Origin of the sequence: Cupriavidus sp. KK10, assembly GCF_018223725.1 — a bacterium.
In the GTDB taxonomy this organism is placed as follows: domain Bacteria; phylum Pseudomonadota; class Gammaproteobacteria; order Burkholderiales; family Burkholderiaceae; genus Cupriavidus; species Cupriavidus necator.
The window spans coordinates 5,562,855-5,580,122 of the sequence record NZ_CP073677.1; the positions used below are offsets into that span (position 1 = coordinate 5,562,855).

13 protein-coding genes are annotated in these 17,268 nt (G+C 69.0%); 8 read left to right on the forward strand and 5 right to left on the reverse strand.

What is annotated here, in order from left to right:
- Nucleotides 1-305: 305 nt before the first annotated feature.
- From KB879_RS25905 to KB879_RS25940, 8 genes are all read left to right on the forward strand, one after another.
- Nucleotides 306-1,499 carry an MFS transporter gene (locus tag KB879_RS25905; protein WP_153953685.1) on the forward strand — a complete coding sequence of 398 codons (1,194 nt, stop codon included), beginning with the start codon at nucleotides 306-308 and terminating at the stop codon, nucleotides 1,497-1,499.
- A gap of 145 nt (nucleotides 1,500-1,644) precedes the next feature.
- Nucleotides 1,645-2,283 carry a pyridoxamine 5'-phosphate oxidase gene (gene pdxH, locus KB879_RS25910; protein ID WP_013957588.1) on the forward strand — a complete coding sequence of 213 codons (639 nt, stop codon included), beginning with the start codon at nucleotides 1,645-1,647 and terminating at the stop codon, nucleotides 2,281-2,283.
- Between the two features lie 233 nt (nucleotides 2,284-2,516).
- A complete protein-coding gene (locus KB879_RS25915) occupies nucleotides 2,517-3,758 on the forward strand; it encodes a cyclopropane-fatty-acyl-phospholipid synthase family protein (RefSeq protein ID WP_211980049.1) in 1,242 nt (413 codons plus the stop codon).
- A gap of 15 nt (nucleotides 3,759-3,773) precedes the next feature.
- Nucleotides 3,774-4,853, forward strand: a complete 1,080-nt coding sequence (locus tag KB879_RS25920) for a DUF72 domain-containing protein (protein WP_013957590.1) — start codon at nucleotides 3,774-3,776, stop codon at nucleotides 4,851-4,853.
- A gap of 170 nt (nucleotides 4,854-5,023) precedes the next feature.
- Nucleotides 5,024-7,174 (forward strand): acetate--CoA ligase family protein, encoded by a 2,151-nt coding sequence (locus KB879_RS25925; protein ID WP_211980051.1) that lies wholly within the window; start codon nucleotides 5,024-5,026, stop codon nucleotides 7,172-7,174.
- On the forward strand, nucleotides 7,171-8,184 hold the full coding sequence (locus KB879_RS25930) for a tripartite tricarboxylate transporter substrate binding protein (RefSeq protein ID WP_211980054.1): 1,014 nt from the start codon (nucleotides 7,171-7,173) through the stop codon (nucleotides 8,182-8,184). Before KB879_RS25925 ends, KB879_RS25930 begins: the two co-directional genes overlap by 4 nt.
- A gap of 14 nt (nucleotides 8,185-8,198) precedes the next feature.
- Nucleotides 8,199-9,095 carry an SDR family oxidoreductase gene (locus KB879_RS25935; RefSeq protein ID WP_013957593.1) on the forward strand — a complete coding sequence of 299 codons (897 nt, stop codon included), beginning with the start codon at nucleotides 8,199-8,201 and terminating at the stop codon, nucleotides 9,093-9,095.
- Nucleotides 9,092-10,243 (forward strand): acyl-CoA dehydrogenase family protein, encoded by a 1,152-nt coding sequence (locus KB879_RS25940; protein WP_211980055.1) that lies wholly within the window; start codon nucleotides 9,092-9,094, stop codon nucleotides 10,241-10,243. Before KB879_RS25935 ends, KB879_RS25940 begins: the two co-directional genes overlap by 4 nt.
- A 47-nt stretch (nucleotides 10,244-10,290) precedes the next feature.
- Here the strand turns inward: KB879_RS25940 and KB879_RS25945 are convergent, their stop codons facing one another.
- The 5 genes from KB879_RS25945 to KB879_RS25965 are packed head-to-tail and all read right to left on the reverse strand — an operon-like array spanning nucleotide 10,291 to nucleotide 17,242.
- Nucleotides 10,291-11,301: a tripartite tricarboxylate transporter substrate binding protein gene (locus tag KB879_RS25945; protein ID WP_211980056.1), complete on the reverse strand. Its 1,011-nt coding sequence runs from the start codon at nucleotides 11,299-11,301 to the stop codon at nucleotides 10,291-10,293.
- A gap of 53 nt (nucleotides 11,302-11,354) precedes the next feature.
- Nucleotides 11,355-13,160, reverse strand: coding sequence for an acyclic terpene utilization AtuA family protein (locus KB879_RS25950; protein WP_211980057.1), 1,806 nt, complete (start codon nucleotides 13,158-13,160; stop codon nucleotides 11,355-11,357).
- Nucleotides 13,157-15,160 carry an acetyl-CoA carboxylase biotin carboxylase subunit gene (locus tag KB879_RS25955; protein WP_211980058.1) on the reverse strand — a complete coding sequence of 668 codons (2,004 nt, stop codon included), beginning with the start codon at nucleotides 15,158-15,160 and terminating at the stop codon, nucleotides 13,157-13,159. Before KB879_RS25955 ends, KB879_RS25950 begins: the two co-directional genes overlap by 4 nt.
- Nucleotides 15,161-15,201: 41 nt before the next feature.
- Nucleotides 15,202-16,047 (reverse strand): enoyl-CoA hydratase/isomerase family protein, encoded by an 846-nt coding sequence (locus tag KB879_RS25960; RefSeq protein WP_013957598.1) that lies wholly within the window; start codon nucleotides 16,045-16,047, stop codon nucleotides 15,202-15,204.
- 34 nt (nucleotides 16,048-16,081) lie between these two features.
- A complete protein-coding gene (locus KB879_RS25965) occupies nucleotides 16,082-17,242 on the reverse strand; it encodes an acyl-CoA dehydrogenase family protein (RefSeq protein ID WP_211980059.1) in 1,161 nt (386 codons plus the stop codon).
- Nucleotides 17,243-17,268 lie beyond the last annotated feature (26 nt).

Below are 17,268 nucleotides of genomic sequence, written 5' to 3' on the forward strand. Positions count from 1 at the left end.
CGCGTGCGAACCAAGGCGCGTCGCCTGGCGGCCACATGGCCGCCCTTGTCTGAAGCAAAATCGCAACACTTTGCCCCGCTGCGACATCGTGCCGCACGCAGCCGTTGTGCCGCGCCCACGCCCGGCGCATAATTAAACGGCCATTTATAAGAAGTTTAAGCATGGCAAGCATCGGGTGCGGTGCGGGTTCGCCCGTTGCATCCTTCTGAAGGCGCGGCTGCGGCCGCCCTTTGTTTCCTCTTTGTTTCCCGCCTCGGCACGGCCGCCGGCCGCCATGAGCGCGGCCACTGCGAGCCCCCGTTCCCATGTCGCTGCCGCACGCCGCCGTCCCGCCGATCACCTGGCTGATCGCGCTGACGGTGTGCAACCACGTGGCCTTCAATGCCAGCCGCGTGGTGGTGTCGCTGTTCGCGATTTCCCTCAAAGCCTCCACCGTCACGCTCGGCGTGCTGATGTCGCTGTATGCGGTGCTGCCGATGCTGCTGGCAATCCGCGCCGGCAAGCACATCGACGAGATCGGGCCGCGCAAGCCGATGACCGCGGGCTCGCTGATGGTGGTGGCGGGCACGCTGCTGCCGGTGCTCTGGCACGACCTCGGCGCGCTGTACCTGTCATGCGCGCTGATCGGCGTGGGCTTCATGCTGGTGCAGGTGGCGATGCAGCTGCTGATCGGCCAGGTTTCCACCAATGAGACCCGGCTGCGCAACTACACCTGGCATGCGCTGGGGCTGTCGGTGTCCGGCACGCTCGGGCCGGTGACGATGGGCTACGTGATCGAACATGCGGGCTTCCGCCCCGCCTTCATGGTGCTGGTGACGGTGGCGCTGGTCGGCCAGGCCGGCCTGCAATGGCTGCGTCCGCGCCTGCCGGCGCAAGGCGGCAATGCCGGGCGCATCGCCATCGAGGACGGCAGCCGCCACTCCACGCTGGACCTGCTGCAGCAACCCGAGCTGCGCGCGGTCTTCATCGCCAGTGCGGTGCTGTCCGCCGCATGGGACCTGCACGCCTTCCTGATCCCGATCCAGGGCTCGCGCATCGGCCTGTCGCCGTCATCGATCGGCTGGGTGCTGGGCGCTTTCGCCATGGCCACCTTTGCCATCCGCGTGGCGATGCCGGCGGTGTCGCGCCGGCTCTCGGAGTGGAAAATCATCCGCAGCGCGCTGCTGGTGGGCGCGCTGGCCTACCTGGCCTACCCCTTCGTCACGCACTTCTGGCTGATGTGCGGGCTGGCCTTCGTACTGGGCCTGGCACTGGGCAGCGCCCAGCCCAATGTCATGAACATCCTGCACACAGCGTCGCCGCACGGCCGCGCCGGCGAGGCACTGGGCCTGCGCTCGGCGGTGCTCAATACCGGCCAGGTGGTGTGGCCGCTCACGTTTGGCGTGGTCGGCACGGCGCTGGGCATGCTGCCGATCTTTTTGTCGATGGCGGGCGCGATGGGCGTGGCCGGTTACTACTCGCAGCGCCAGGGGCGCAAGGTGCTGCCGCCGCCGGTTTAGCCCCCGCGGCAGGTGGCGCTGCCGATACACTTGTCGCCACGCAAATGCGATCCCCGATGCATTCGCTATACTCGAATCAGCCGGACCTGCGGCCCCCGCCCCCGGGCGCACCGCGCATCCCGACCGATATCCTGATGATTGCGACATGACTCAACTTGCCGACCTTCGCCGTACCTATGTGCTGGGCTCTCTGTCCGAAACCGACGTAGCGCCCGACCCGATGAGCCAGTTCAAACGCTGGTTCGACGAGGCGGTCACGGCCAAGCTGCCCGAACCCAATGCCATGACCCTGGCCACGGTCGACGCCGACGGCCAGCCGTCCGCGCGCATCGTGCTGCTCAAGGGCATCGACGACCGGGGCTTCACCTTCTTCACCAACTACGAAAGCCGCAAGGGCCTGGACCTGGCGGCAAACCCGCGCGCGGCGCTGCTGTTCCACTGGGTGCAACTGGAGCGCCAGGTACGCGTCGAAGGGCGCGTCGAGAAAGTCTCGGATGACGAGAGTGACGCCTATTTCGCCACGCGCCCGCTGGGCTCGCGCGTGGGCGCCTGGGCCTCTGCGCAAAGCCGCGAGGTGCCCGGCCGCGACGTGCTGGAGCAGCGCGAGCAGGAATACCGCAGCAAGTTCGGCGAAAACCCGCCGCGCCCCCCGCACTGGGGCGGCTACCGCCTGGTGCCGACCGCGCTGGAGTTCTGGCAGGGCCGCCCGTCGCGGCTGCACGACCGCATCGCCTTCCGCCTGCAACCCGGAGGCGACTGGCAGATCGTGCGGCTGTCGCCCTGAAGCGGTTGGCGCGCGCCTGAACATGCGCCAACAGCGCCGAACGGGTCGGTAGTGGGGTCTTCTGGGCGCTGCGCTGCACAAGCTGCGGAATTGGACTAAAGTGAGACAGGCGTCGCTTGGTTACTTTTTTCTTGCAGCGTTCACGACGGATTGGGCAAGGTTCCAGCTCAGTACCAACCTTGCCTGATGCGTCGGCCGAAGCGTGTGCCGCAACCCATCAGGAGGTAAAGCGCATGTTTTTCAAGCAAGCCCTGGAAAAGCAACTCGACAACTGGATCGCCGACCTGCGAGAGAATGCCAATCTGCCGGTCAGCTTGCGGCTGTGGAATGGCACCGAATACCCGCTCGGGCACTTCGACAAGCCGGCTGTCACGCTGACCGTACGCGAGGCCGCAGCCCTGCCGCTGCTGCTGACGCCGAGCCTGGACAACCTCGGCGAAGCGTATGTGCAGGAGAAAATCGACTTCGAGGGCAGGCTGACGGACATCATCAAGGTCGCCTACGGCTTCTCGGCCGCGGCCACGCACCGCGCTGGCGGCGCTCTGTTCAAGGTGGCGCAGCACTTCACGCATACCAAGCAGGAAGACAAGAACTCGATCCAGTACCACTACGACGTCTCCAACGACTTCTACAAGCTCTGGCTCGATCCCAACATGGTCTACTCCTGCGCCTACTTCGAGCACGGCGACGAAGACCTGGCCACGGCGCAACTCAAGAAGATCGACCACATCCTGACCAAGATCCGGCTGCAGCCGGACCAGACGCTGCTGGACATCGGCTGCGGCTGGGGCGCGCTGGTGCTGCGCGCCGCGCAGAAGTTCGGGGCGCGGTGCGTGGGCATCACGCTGTCGCAGAACCAGTTCGACCTGGCCACCGAGCGCGTCAGGGCCGCGGGCCTGTCCGACCGCATCGAGATCCGGCTGCAGGACTACCGTGACACCGCCGGCACCTTCGACCGCATCACCAGCGTCGGCATGTTCGAGCATGTGGGCAAGGACAACCTGCCCGGCTACTTCAGCCGCATCCGCGAACTGCTGGCCGACGACGGCTATGCGATGAACCACGGCATCACCTCGCCCGACCCGGACAACGGCTCGACGCCGATGGACGGCGCCGAGTTCATGGACCGCTATGTGTTCCCGCAGGGCGAGCTGCCGCATATCGGGCTGGTGCTGCGTACGCTGCAGCAAGGCGGCCTGGAAGCCTTCGACGTCGAACTGCTGCGCCGCCACTACGCGCAGACGCTGCACCACTGGGCCGACAACTTCGAGGCCCGCGGCGACACCATCCGCAGCCTGGTCGGTGAGAAGAAGTACCGCATCTGGCGGGTCTACCTGGCCGGCTGCGCGCATGCTTTCGAGACCGAGAAGATGTCGATCTACCAGGTGCTCTGCCACAAGGCCGGGCTGCCGGCCGATACGCTGCCGTGGTCGCGCCGCTATATCTACGGCCAACCCATTGGCCGCAACGACTGAAGGCAACGCTGGCGATTGACTGAAGACCTCTTTGGCGGGCTGCCCCTGCCCACCCCACCTGCCCCTCCGGAACGGCCCGCCTCCCACCCGGGCGCGGCCGTCCCGCCCGCTCCCTCCGGCAAACCCGCGCGCGGCAAGAGCGTGCAACCCGCACAGGCGGACGAAGCCCTGCGCGCGCTCGCCGCGAAGCTGCCATCGAACCTGTACTTCGGCACGTCCTCCTGGGCCTACCCCGGCTGGAACGGGCTGGTCTATGACGGCGAGTACGGCGACAGCCTGCTGTCGCGCAAGGGCCTGGCCGCGTATTCGCGCCATCCGCTGCTGCGCGCCGCCGGCATCGACCGCGGCTTCTACGGGCCGATCCCGCTGGCGGACTACCTGTCCTACGCCGCGCAGGTCCCCGATGGCTTCCGCTTCCTGGTCAAGGCGCCCGCCAGCGTCTGCGATGCCTGGCTGCGCGGCCCCGACGGCGCCGGCCGGCTGGCCAATGCCGCCTTCCTGGATGCGGAGATCGCGGTGCGCGACTTCATCGTGCCCGCCACCAGCGGGCTGGGCAGCAAATGCGGGCCGCTGCTGTTCCAGCTGTCGCCGATGGGGCCGCTGGCCGACAGCGCCATGTTCCTGGAACGGCTCGACGCCTTCCTGGGTGCGCTGCCGGCGCTCGACCCGTCGATCACCCCGCATGCGTGCTACACGGTTGAGCTGCGCGACCCGGCACTGCTGACACCACGCTACATCCGGCTGCTGCGCCGCCGCGGCGTGCGCTTCTGCCTGTCGGCACGCGACCGCCTGCCGCCGGTGCCGCGCCAGGCCGCGGCGCAGGCGCTGATGGACGAGGAAGCGCCGGGTCCGCTAGTGCTGCGCTGGATGCTGCATGGGGGCCGGCCCTACGCCTACGCGGAAAAGCTGTACGCACCCTTCGACCGCATCGTCGACGACGACCCCGACACCCGCCATGCCATCGCCGATGTGGTGGCGCGCACGCTGCGCGCGGGGCAGCCTGCCATCGTCATTGTCAGCAACAACGCCGAGGGCTGCGCGCCACTGAGTTGCGTGCGGCTGGCCGAGGCGATCATTGCGAGGCTGGCGCGGTGAATGACTGACGGCCGGCGCACGGTGACCGATAGGCCGCTCCCGCAGGCAAGGGCCGCCACTGCCTGAAGACTTGTGCACAATGTGCACAGCCGGAGACCATGCGCTTGTCGCCACCCACGCGATCGGATTGAATCGGGGCACCTTCCGACCGAGGAAGGATGGAGACGACGATGCCCCTTTCCACTTCGGCGCGCACACCGGGCCGCGCCGCCCTGCCGCAGCTGCTTGATCCTGCCTCGATAGCCATTGTCGGCGCCTCGCGCGATACCAGCCGCATCGGCGGCGTGGCGCTGGACCACCTGCAGCGCCTTGGATACCAGGGCCAGGTGTATCCGGTCAATCCGCGCTATGCGGAGATCGCCGGCCTGGCGTGCTATCCCGATATCGAATCCGTGCCGCAGGTGCCTGACGTGGCGGTGCTGGCGCTCGGCGCGGACGAGGTGCTGCCGCAGTTGCAGCGCTGCCATGCTTGCGGCGTCCGTGCCGCCATCGTCTACGCCTCGGGCTTTGCCGAGGCCGGTGAAGCGGGTGCCGGGCGCCAGGCCGCACTTGCGGCCTTCGCCCGCGAGAGCGGCATGGCAATCGCCGGACCCAACTGCATGGGGCTGGCCAACCTGACCACGCGCGCCATCACCGCATTTGCCACCACGTTCCGCGCGTTCCCGCCGCAGGACGGCCCGGGTGCCGTGAGCCTGCTGACCCAGAGCGGCAACGTCTGCGCCATCGTCTACGCCACAGGCAGGCAGATGGACGTGGGCTTCCACCAGTTCATCAATACCGGCAACGAAGCCTGCCTGGACTATTCGGATTACCTCGACTACCTCGCGGACGATCCGCAAACCGCGGCCGTGGTCGGTTACGTGGAAGGCCTGCGCAACGGCAGTGGCTTCATCGAAGCCGCTGCGCGCCTGCGCGCGGCAAACAAGCCACTGATCCTGCTGAAGGCCGGCGAAAGCGAGGCCGGTTCGGCGGCCACGCAATCCCATACCGCCGTGCTGGCCGGCAACCAGGCCATCTACCGCGCCGCCTTCGCCCAGATCGGCGCGATGCAGGCGAGTGATCCGGCCCACCTGACCGACCTGGCATACCTGGCCGGCTTCCGCCATCGCAGCGCGGGGCGCCGGGTGGTAGTGGCTTCCGTGTCGGGCGCGATGGGTGCCCTGTCGGCCGACCTGCTCAGCGCGGCCGGACTCGACGTGCCGCGCCTGCACGAGGCGGTCCAGCAGCGCCTGCTGGCGGTCGTGCCGGAGCTCGGCGCGGTGGCGAACCCCGTCGACCTGACCGGCCAGCTGTTCAACCGCAGCGGCCTGGCCTACGCCGTGCTCGACCACCTTGCCGCCACTGACGGCATCGACGTCATTTTCCTCTACGCCACCGCCTACCTGCTGGATCGCGTGGCCGACGAGCTGATCGAGGTGGCGGGCAAGACCGACCGCCTGATCATCGTCGCCACCACGGGCGAGCCGGCCAGCCGCGCACGGCTGGCCGGCGCCGGTGTGGCACTGTTCCCGGACTGCGCACGCGCGGCCCGGGCCCTGGGCACGTACGTGGGCTGGCTCGGCACGGCGGCGCCGACCGCGCACTGGATGGCGCTGCGCGCGCGGGCCGGCGGCGACGCGGCCGCCCGTGCGCCCGCCGCCGCCATGGACGAGCACCAGGCCAAGCAGTGGCTGGCGGGCTTCGGCGTGCCGGTCGGCGCGGAGGCGGCCGCGGCCACGCCCGAGGACGCCGCGCGCGCCGCCGAAGCCATCGGCTTCCCGGTCGCAGTGAAAGTGCTGAGCCCGGACATTGTGCACAAGACCGAGGTTGGCGGCGTCCGGCTGGGACTGGCCAACGCGCGGCAGGTGCGCGAGGCGGCGGCCGAGGTGGCTGCCGCCGCCGCGCAAGCCCTGCCGCAGGCACGACAGCGCGGCGTGCTGGTGCAGCAAATGGCAAGCGGCGTGTGCGAACTGATCGTCGGCGTGACGCGCGACCCGGTCTTCGGCCTGGCCATGACGGTAGGCATGGGCGGGATCTTCACCGAGATCTTCCACGACGTCGCGCACCGACTGCTGCCGGTGGACCGCGCCATGGCGCGCGACATGCTGGCCAGCCTGCGCGGCTACCGGCTGATGACAGGCTTCCGCGGCAAGCCCGCGGCCGACCTCGACGCGGCGGCCGACGCGATTGCCGCGCTCTCCGACGCCGCCATGTCGCTGGGCGACAGCCTCGCCGAAATGGAAGTGAATCCCATGCTGGTGCGCGCTGCCGGGCGCGGTGCCGTCGCCCTCGACGCGCTGGTCCTGATGCAGCCTCAGAACCCCGAGGGAGGTGCGCAATGACGCGGGATATCACCAGACCCGGGATCGTGGACGGCCGGCGCCGCGAAACGCTCACGCTGCTGGCAATGGGCGCCCTGGCCCCGCTCGGCGCCCTGGCATCGCGCAAGGCACTGGCGCACAGTTTTCCCACCCAGCCGGTCACGCTGATCGTCCCCTTCGCGGCGGGCGGCGCCACCGATACGCTGGTGCGCACGCTGGCCGATGGCGCGGCCAGGACGCTGGGCCAGCCTGTCGTCGTGGAAAACCGCCCGGGCGCGGCGGGCGTACTGGGCGCCAATGTCGTGGCGCGGGCCAGGCCGGATGGCTACACCCTGACCGTGATCCCTGAACCGGTGTTCCGGCTGCCTCACCTGCAGAAGACGCAGTTCGACCCGCTGCGGGACTTCACATATGTGATCCACCTGACCGGCTACACGCTGGGGGTGGCGGCGCGCGCCGACGCGCCATGGAAATCCTGGCAGGACATGGTCGAGGATGCCCGGCGCCGTCCTGGCAAGATCAGCTATGGCAGTACCGGCACCAACGGCACCATGCATGTGACGATGGAAGAGATCAGCGGGAAGCTCGGCATCGAGCTCAACCATGTGCCCTACAAGGGCGAGTCCGAGATCATCACCGCAATGCTCGGCGGCCATATCGACCTGGCGGTCACCGCCGGCGGCATCGGTCCCTACGTCGATAGCGGCAAGGCGCGCTGGCTGGTGCTGTGGACCGCCGAGCACTCGCGGCGCTGGGCCCGCGTGCCAACGCTGCGCGATGTCGGCATCGACATGGTGTCAACCTCGCCGTTCGGCATCGCCGGGCCGCGCAACATGGACCCGCAGTCCGTGCAGGTGCTGCACGATGCGTTCCGCAAGGCCTTGAACGACCCCGCCATGCAGAAGGTGCTGGAGCGGTTCGACCAGGAGAGCGCCTACCTGAACAGCGCCGACTACGCCGCCTTCGCGCGCCAGCGCTACGAGAGCCAGGGCAGGCTGGTGAAGCGCCTCGGCCTGACGGCCAATCCATGACCGCGGAGACCGCAATGTCCTATCGTTCCGTATTCCATCGCGGCCTGTTCGCCGGCCGCACGGTGCTGGTAACCGGCGCCGGCAGCGGCATCGGCCGTTGCACGGCACACGAACTGGCCAGTCTTGGCGCGCGCCTTGCGCTGGCCGGCCGCAAGCTCGAGAAGCTTGAGCAGGTGAAGGCCGAGATCATCGCCGTCGAGCCGGAAGCCGCCAGCCGCATCACGCTGCACAGCTGCGACATCCGCGACGAGGCCCAGGTGCGCGAGACCGTAGCCGCCGTGCTGGCCGCGCACGGCGCCATCAACGGCCTCTTCAACAACGCCGGCGGGCAGTTTCCGTCGCCGCTGCGCGATATCAGCCTGAAGGGCTGGGAAGCCGTGGTGCGCAACAACCTTACTGGCGGCTTCCTGGTGGCACGTGAATGCTTCACGCAATGGATGGAAGCCAACGGCGGCGCCATCGTCAACATCATTGCCGATATGTGGAATGGCATGCCGGGCATGGGCCATTCGGGCGCCGCGCGCGCCGGCATGTTGTCTTTCACCGAGACCGCCGCCTGCGAATGGGCCGCTGCAGGAGTGCGCGTGAACGCGGTGGCGCCCGGCTGGATCGCTTCCAGCGGCTTTGACACCTACCCGCCGGAATTCCAGGCCAAGATCCGCCAGCTGGCGCGCAAGGTGCCGCTGCAGCGCCTGGGCACCGAAGCCGAAGTCTCAGCGGCCGTGGTGTTCCTGCTCTCGCCGGCGGCGGCCTTCATCACCGGCTCGACCATCCGTGTCGACGGCGGCGTGCCCAACGCCAAGCACACCTGGCCGCAGCCCGAGCACCAGCGCTCGGAGCCTTTCAACGGCTTCCCGCTCTACACGCTGCCGCAGTGCCTGACGCCAGCCACCGAATCAGAGACACCATGACCCTGCAACCGCCAAATCCACGCTACTACAGCGCCGACCACGAAGCCTTCCGCGCCAGCGTGCGGCGCTTCTTCGAGAAAGAGGTGGCGCCCAACGCCGAGGCCTGGGACGAAGCCGGCAGCTTCCCGCGCGAGCTGTACCGGAAGGCCGCCGCAGCCGGCCTGCTGCAGCCGGGCTTTCCGGAAGCATACGGTGGCGCCCCATGCGATGCCTTCTATCGCATGATCCTGTTCGAAGAGCGCGCCTGGGGCGGCTCGGGCGGCATCGCCTCGGGGCTGTTCTCGCACACCATCGGTGCGCCACCGATCGCCGCGGTGGGCAGCGAGGCGCTGAAGGCGCGCGTGCTGCCGCAGATCCTTGCCGGCGAAAAGATTTCCGCGCTCGCCATCACCGAGCCCGACGCCGGCTCCGACGTGGCGCAGCTGTCCACCAGCGCGCGGCGCGAGGGCGACCACTACGTGGTCAACGGCACCAAGCTCTACATCACCTCAGGCATGCGCGCGGACTACTTCACCGTGGCCGTGCGCACCGGCGGCCCGGGTTCCAGCGGCGTGTCGCTGCTGCTGATCGAGGGCGATACGCCGGGCCTGACGCGCACGCCGCTGAAGAAGATGGGCTGGTGGGCATCCGACACCGCGCAGCTGTTCTTCGACGGGTGCCGCGTGCCGGTGGAAAACCTGATCGGCGAGGAAGGCAAGGGCTTTGCCGCCATCACGAAGAATTTCAACCACGAGCGGCTGGCGCTGGCCGCGGCCGCCTGCGGCTATGCGCAAGTCTGCTTCCATGACGCACTGACGTGGGCGCGCGAACGGCGCACCTTCGGCAAGCGGCTGGCCGACCATCAGGTAGTGCGCCACCAGCTGGTGGACATGGCCACGCGCATCGAATCCACGCGCGCCCTGCTGGACGACCTGGCCGCGCGCCTGGACGACGGCGCCGCGCCGGTGGCGCAGATCGCGATGGCCAAGAACATGGCCACGCGCACGTTCCAGTTCTGCGCGGACCGCGCGGTGCAGTTGCTGGGCGGGATGGGCTATATGCGCGGCAGCCGGGTGGAGCGCCTGTATCGCGAGGTCAAGGTGATGATGATCGGCGGCGGCGCCGAGGAAATCATGAAGGACCTGGCGGCGAAGCAACTGAGCCTGTAGCAAGCCGCGGACGGTGCCGACAGGTGCCGTCCGCAGCCGCCTTCCTCTTACTCCAGCCGCAGTCCGCTCTTCTTCACCACTTCACCCCATCGCACCGCTTCGGCCTTGATGAACGCCTGGAACTGCTCCGGCTTGCCGCCGACCGGATCAATCCCATAGTCGATCAGCCTTGCCCGTACGTCGGGCTGCTGCAGGACCGCTTCCATTTCCCGGGCCAGCTTTGCCTGCACCGCCGGCGGCGTCATCGCCGGTGCGATCAGGCCGATCCAGCTGCCTGCCGTGACGCCCGGATAACCGGCCTCGGCCATGGTCGGCACCTCCGGCGCGGCCGGCCAGCGCGTCGGGCTGGAGATCGCCAGCGCGCGCACCTTGCCTGCCTTCGCCTGCGGCATCATGGTCTGCACCGAATCGAAGATGATGGCAACCTGCCCCGAGAACAAATCAGGCAGCGCCGGCGAAATGCCCTTGTAAGGCACGTGCGTCATCTGCATGCCGACCGACTGCGCGAACAGCTCGCCCGCCAAGTGCGCGCCGGAGCCATTGCCGCTGGAGGCAAAGGTCATCTTCGCGGGATTGGCCTTGCCCCAGCCCACCAGCTCTTTCACCGTGGTCGGCGGCAGCTGCGCGCTGGAGACCAGCAGCAGCGGAATCCGCCCGATCATGCTGACGCCGGTGAGGTCCTTGAGCGGGTCATAGCTCATCTTCGGATACAGGCTGGGATTGATGGCGTGCCCGGCCACCACCACCAGCAGCGAATAGCCGTCCGGCGCGGACCTGGCGACGTTCTCCGAGCCGATCATGCCGTTGGCGCCGGGGCGGTTCTCCACCACCACCGGCTGGCCGATGCGTTGCGCCAACTTCTGCATCACCAGCCGCGTCACGGCGTCTGACACACCACCAGGCGTGTATGGCACGACCACGCGGATCGGGCGGTTGGGATAGGCGTCGCCCTGCGCCATGGCGGGCAAGGGGCCGGCGAGGCTGCCTGCGGCCAGTCCTGCGAACAGGCCCAGGCATAGCTGGCGCCGGATGCGCGCGTCGGGCTTGGGTCGGGTCATGTCTCCTCCTGGTTGCGCGCGCCAGTGCCGGCGCGCAAGGTCTCTGGCCGGGTCTATGCCCAGCTGCGGGGTACGGAAAGCGGAAAGTCCAGCAGCATCTGCGCGTAGCTCTTGCCCAGCGGGTCCGAGCGCAGGCTCGCCACGCCGCCACCGCCCAACGCGCCGTGCATCAGGAAGTTCAGCGCGTGCAGGCCTGGCACGTCGAAGCGCTCGACCTCGCCCTGCACCAGGTGGGCAAAGTACGCGCGCACGGCTTGCGGAGTGAGCTGCTCGCGCAGCAGTGCCAGGTACTCTGGCTTGCGGGCGATCACGCCGATGTTTTCGTCATCGCCCTTGTCGCCGCTGCGCGCATAGGCAAGCGTGACCAGTGGCCGCTCGACGCGCGGCTCGCGGGGGAGCGCAGGCGATGCCGGCGCGTCGAGCGCGACCGGCGGCTCCTGCGCCGCGCTCTCTGCGGCGTTGGGCAGCAGGATCTCGCCAGCCTCGAACTCCACGCGCATCGGCACGTCCGACTTGGGCACCAGGAAGGAAAACACCTTCACCACCGGCTGGATGTCCACCCGACCCGAGAAGGAAGAGCGCGTGCCCGCCGCCATGGACGTCCCCGCGGAAGAGCATTCGCGCTGCAGGAGGCTCAGCCCCCTGGCGAGCGGATGGCGCGCGCCGATGCGCAGTACCACTTCCCGTGTCGGCAACGCGCGCGCATGCGGGCCATACTGCGATTCGCAGCCGAGCAGCTCGATCACGGTCTCGGTGTAGTCCGGCATCTGGCGTTCAGCCAGCATGGCGCGGGTGCGCGCCAGCAGCGCCTCGGCGGTGCGGCGCGCCTTTGCGGGAGCATCGATGCCGCGGATCGCCATCATCAGGCTGATCTGGTAGCCGTCCTGCCAGGTGGCATTGCCCTTGTAGTGCGTGCCGGGTGCCCGGCCACGCGCGCCATGCACGCGTATGCGCCCGGGCTCGACCAGTTCCGTGCGCACCATGCGGAAGTCGCAGGTCACGTCCGGCATCAGGTAGTTGGCGGGATCACCGACCTCGTACAGCACCTGCTCCGCGACCGCGGCCGGATCGATCAGCCCGCCGGTGTCCGCGGGCTTGCTCAGCACGAAGCTGCCGTCGTGCGCGCAGTCGATCACGGGGTAGCCCATGCGCTCCCAGCCCGGCACGCGCTGCCAGTCGGTAAACAGCCCGCCCGTGGCCTGGGCGCCGCACTCGATCACGTGGCCCGCCAGCGTGCCGGCGGCCAGGCGGTCCCAGTCGGTCCAGTTCCAGCCGAACTCGTGGGCCAGCGCGCCCACCACGACGGCGCTGTCGACGCAGCGCCCGGCAATGACGATATCCGCGCCCAGCGCCAGCGCGCGGGCAATGCCTTGCGCGCCGGTGTAGGCGTTGGCCGACCAGGGCTCGGTGGTTGGCACCGGATTGCCGGCAAGGTCAGCCAGCCCCTCGGCGCACCACTGCGCGAAGCGCGGCTGCACGTCGTCGCCGCTGACCACCGCGATGCGCGGCGACAGCCCCTGCTGCGCCGCCACCTTGAGCAGTGCGTCCCGGCAGCCGTGCGGATTGAGGCCGCCCGCATTGGCAACGACACGGATCCCCCGCCGCAGGATTTCACCGAGGTTCGGTCCCATCGCCGCGTGCACGAAGTCGGTGGCGTAGCCCTGCGCCGGATCCTTGGCACGGGCGCGTGCCAGGATCGACATGGTGGTCTCGGCCAGGTAGTCATAGACCAGATATTGCAGGCCGGGCACCGCCAGCAGTTGCGGCGTGGCGATGGCGGAATCGCCCCAGAACCCGGAAGCGCCACCGATGCGCACAGTCTTGCCGGCGCGCGCTTCGCCTTGCACGGATTCGCTCATGCTTCTTCCTTTGCGGCCACATCGGCCTCCACCCGCGCCAGCAACGAACCGGCACTGGCCTGCCCACCGGCGCGCGCGGGCACCTCCGCCACCACGCCGGCAAACGGCGCCAAAATGGTGTGCTCCATCTTCATGGCCTCCAGCACCACCAGCGCCTGGCCCGCTTCCACGTGGTCGCCCTCGGCCACATTGACCGCGACGATGCGGGCCGTCAGCGGCGCCTGCAGCACGCCGTCGGCGTCGCCCGCATCGCGGCGGCGGCGCGGATCGTGCAGCGGGAACTGCCAGGCGCGGCCGGACTGGAACAGGTGCAGCGCGTGCTTTTCGGCGGCGAACACCAGCGGATAGGCCACGCCGTTGCATTCGACCAGGGCCGTGCCGTTGGCGGCATCGGCACGCAGCACGCGCAGCCTGCATTCCACCGGCGGGTGGTCTTCACCGCGCTGGCGCAGGCTCACGCGCCAGCCGTCGGCGGACACGCGCAGGAACGCTTCCCAGGCCTTGCCGGCCGCATTCAGCACCACGCTGGAAGCCGCACGCGCAAGCGTGGCCGGCTTGCCGTTGCCGCCCAGCAGCCCCGATGCGGCCAGCGCGGCGCTTGCCGTCACATGCACCGGAGGCACCGGGGCCTGCAGCGCCGCCTGCATATGGGTGTCGACAAAGCCCGTATGCACGTCATTGCCGGCGAACGCCGGGTGCGCCAGGCACGCGGCCAGGAACCCCTGGTTGGTGGGCACGCCCAGCAGCGTGCAGTCCTGCACCGCTCGCAGCAGCTTGCGGCGCGCCTCTTCGCGGTCGGCGCCATGCGCGACCAGCTTGGCGACCATCGAGTCATAGTGGGTGGGGATGGCACCGCCCTCTTCCAGCGCATGGTCCACACGTACATCGCGACCAGCGGCGGGCGGGCGCCAGCGCAGCAGCGGCCCGCCCTGCGGCAGGAAGCCGGCCGGCACGTCCTCGGCGGTGAGTCGCACTTCGATGGCATGCCCGTTGAGCCGGACCTGGTCCTGCGTGACCGGCAGCGGCTCGCCCGCCGCCACGCGCAGTTGCCATTCGACCAGGTCGAAGCCGGTGATGGCCTCGGTCACGGCGTGTTCGACCTGCAGCCGGGTGTTCATCTCCATGAAGTAGAAGCTGCCCTCGGCATCGAGCAGGAACTCTATGGTGCCGGCGCCGACGTAGCCGATGGCCTTGGCCGCGCGCACGGCGGCCTCGCCCATGCGCGCACGCAGCACCGGGCCGACCGCGGGCGACGGCGCTTCCTCGATGACCTTCTGGTGGCGGCGCTGCACGGAGCAGTCGCGCTCGCCGAGATGGATGACATTGCCGTGGGTATCGGCAAAGACCTGGATCTCCACGTGGCGCGGCGCGATCACGGCGCGCTCCAGGATCAGTTCGTCTGAGCCGAACGCTGCCGCCGCCTCGGAGCGTGCGCTCGACAGCGCCGCGGGCAGCGCCGCCGCGTCGCGCACCAGCCGCATGCCGCGCCCGCCGCCGCCCGCCGCAGCCTTGACCATCAGGGGGAAGCCGATGGACCCGGCCTCGGCCAGCAGCGTGGCGTCATCCTGCGCGGCCCCCTGATAGCCGGGCACGCAGGGCATGTCGGCAGCCAGCATCAGCCGCTTGGCTTCGGCCTTGTTGCCCATGGCGCGGATCGCCGCGGCGGGCGGGCCGACGAAGACCAGGCCGGCGGCGGTGACCGCCTCGGCAAAGGCGGCGTTCTCGGCCAGGAAGCCATAGCCGGGGTGCACGGCATCGGCACCGCTGGCGCGGGCTGCTTCGACGATGGCGGCAATGTTCAGGTACGACTCGCGCGGCGCGGCGGCGCCGATGCACACGGCGCGGTCGGCGCAGGCAAGGTGCGGGCTGTGGCGGTCCGCTTCGGAATACACGGCGACGGTAGCCAGCCCGAGGCGGCGGGCGGTGCGCATGATGCGCACCGCGATCTCGCCGCGATTGGCAACGAGCAGCGTATGGAAGGATCGGCGGGTAGCAGACATGGGAAATCCTGTGAATCTCGTGGAAGATGCGGCTGGCGCGGTCAGCCGGTCGACTGCGCGGCGCGCACCGTGTCGGCATCGAAGCGAACGGTCCAGGCGGCATCGCGCTTGTCGCGGAATGCCGCCACGCCTTCGGCGCCCTCGCGCCGCATGCATTGCGCAAACTGGCGCGAGGCCTCGTCCAGCAGCGGGCCTGGCGGCTCGTGGCCGCAGCGGCCGACCAGTGCCTTGAACACGCGGTTGGCATTCGGGCCGCAACGGCCGATGCGCGTCAGCCACTCGGCTATCAGGGCGTCCAGCTCCGCGCTGTCGGCCGCGAGCTGGTCGACCAGGCCGATGGCTACCGCTGCATCGCCGCTGACGCGCTCGCCGGTCAGGCCCAGGCGGCGCGTGGCGGCAGCGCCCAGCTTTTGCACCACAAAGGGAGCGATCTGCGCGGCGACAATGCCCAGCGTGGTCTCCGACAACGCAAAGCGCGCATCGCGCGTAGCCAGCACGATGTCGGCCGCGCAGGCCAGGCCCATGCCGCCGCCCATGGCCGCGCCCTCAACCGCGGCGATCACCGGCACCGGCAGCACGCTCAGGCGCTCCATGAAGTAGCCGAACTGGCGGTTGCGCGTGGCGACCGGGTCTTCCTGGCTGGCGTCGGCATCAAGCCGGGACTGGAAGCTGCCCACGTTGCCGCCTGCGCTGAAGCTGCCGCCGGAGCCGCGCAGCACCAGCGCGCGGACTTCCGGGTCGGCTTCGGCCTGCGCCACGGCGGCGGCCAGCGCGGCCACCACTTCGGGCGCCAATGCGTTGCGGGTGGCAGGAATGTTGAGGGTGGCAAACAGTACGCCGCCGGCGCGGCGCACGATCACGGCATCGTTGCATGAGCTGTCAGGCATGGCGATCCTGGCTGGTGGTTGGTTCAGGAACGCGTCAGCCGCGCGACATCAGGCCCATCTGCTTGGCAATGACCTGGAGCATGACCTCGTCCGCCCCGCCGCCGATCGAGCCCAGCCGGAAATCGCGATAGGCGCGCGACGCATGGTTGTCCCACGTGTAGCCCATGCCGCCCTGGAACTGCATGCACCAGTCGGCCACCTCGCGCGACAGGCGCCCGGCCTTGAGCTTTGCCATTGAGGCCAGTTCAATGACCTCGCCCCCATTGATATAGGTCTGCGTGGCCATGTAGACCAGCGCGCGCAGCGCCTCCATCTCGGTCTTGAGCTCGGCCAGCTTGAACTGGATGAACTGGTTGTCCAGCAGCGGCTTGCCGAAGGCGATGCGCTGGCGCAGATAGTCGGCGGTTTCCTCGATCAGCGCGTTGCAGGCCAGCCGGCGCGCCGCGCCGTTCAGCCGCTCTTCCTGGAACTGCTTCATCTGGTAGATGAAGCCCATGCCCTCGTCGCCGATGCGGTTGCGCACCGGGACGCGCACTTCGTCGAAGAAGATCTGCGCGGTGTCGGAGCACCACATGCCGAACTTCCTGATCTTCTGCACTTCCACGCCGCGCACGCGCTTGCCGTCTTCCCTGAGCGGCACCACGATCAGCGACTTGTTCTTGTGGACCGGGCCGTCAGAGGTATTGCACAGCAGGCAGATCCAGTCGGCCTGGGTGCCGTTGGTGATCCACATCTTGGAGCCGGAGATGACATAGTCGTCGCCATCGCGCACCGCACGGGTCTTGAGCGAGGCCACGTCGGAACCGGCGCCGGCTTCGGACACGCCGATGGAGCACACCATGTCGCCGGCGATGGCAGGGGCCAGGTAGTTGCGCTTGAGCTCGTCCGAGCCGAACGCGGTCAGCGCCGGCGTCGCCATGTCGGTCTGCACCCCCACGCCCATGCCCACGCCCTGTGCGTGGGCATAGCCCAGCGCCTCGGCGGCGGCAACGGCATAGGAGAAGTCGAGCCCCATGCCGCCGTATTCGACCGGCTTGGTGATGCCGAGGAAGCCGAGGTCGCCCATCTTCTTGAACAGTGCATGCGCCGGGAAAATCTCGGCGGCTTCCCACTCATCGACGAAGGGATCAATCTCCGCCGAGACGAAGCGGCGGATGCTGTCCATGATGTTGCGGTGGTCTTCCGTGTAAAGCATGGTGGTCTCCTGGTGTCTTGTTGGTT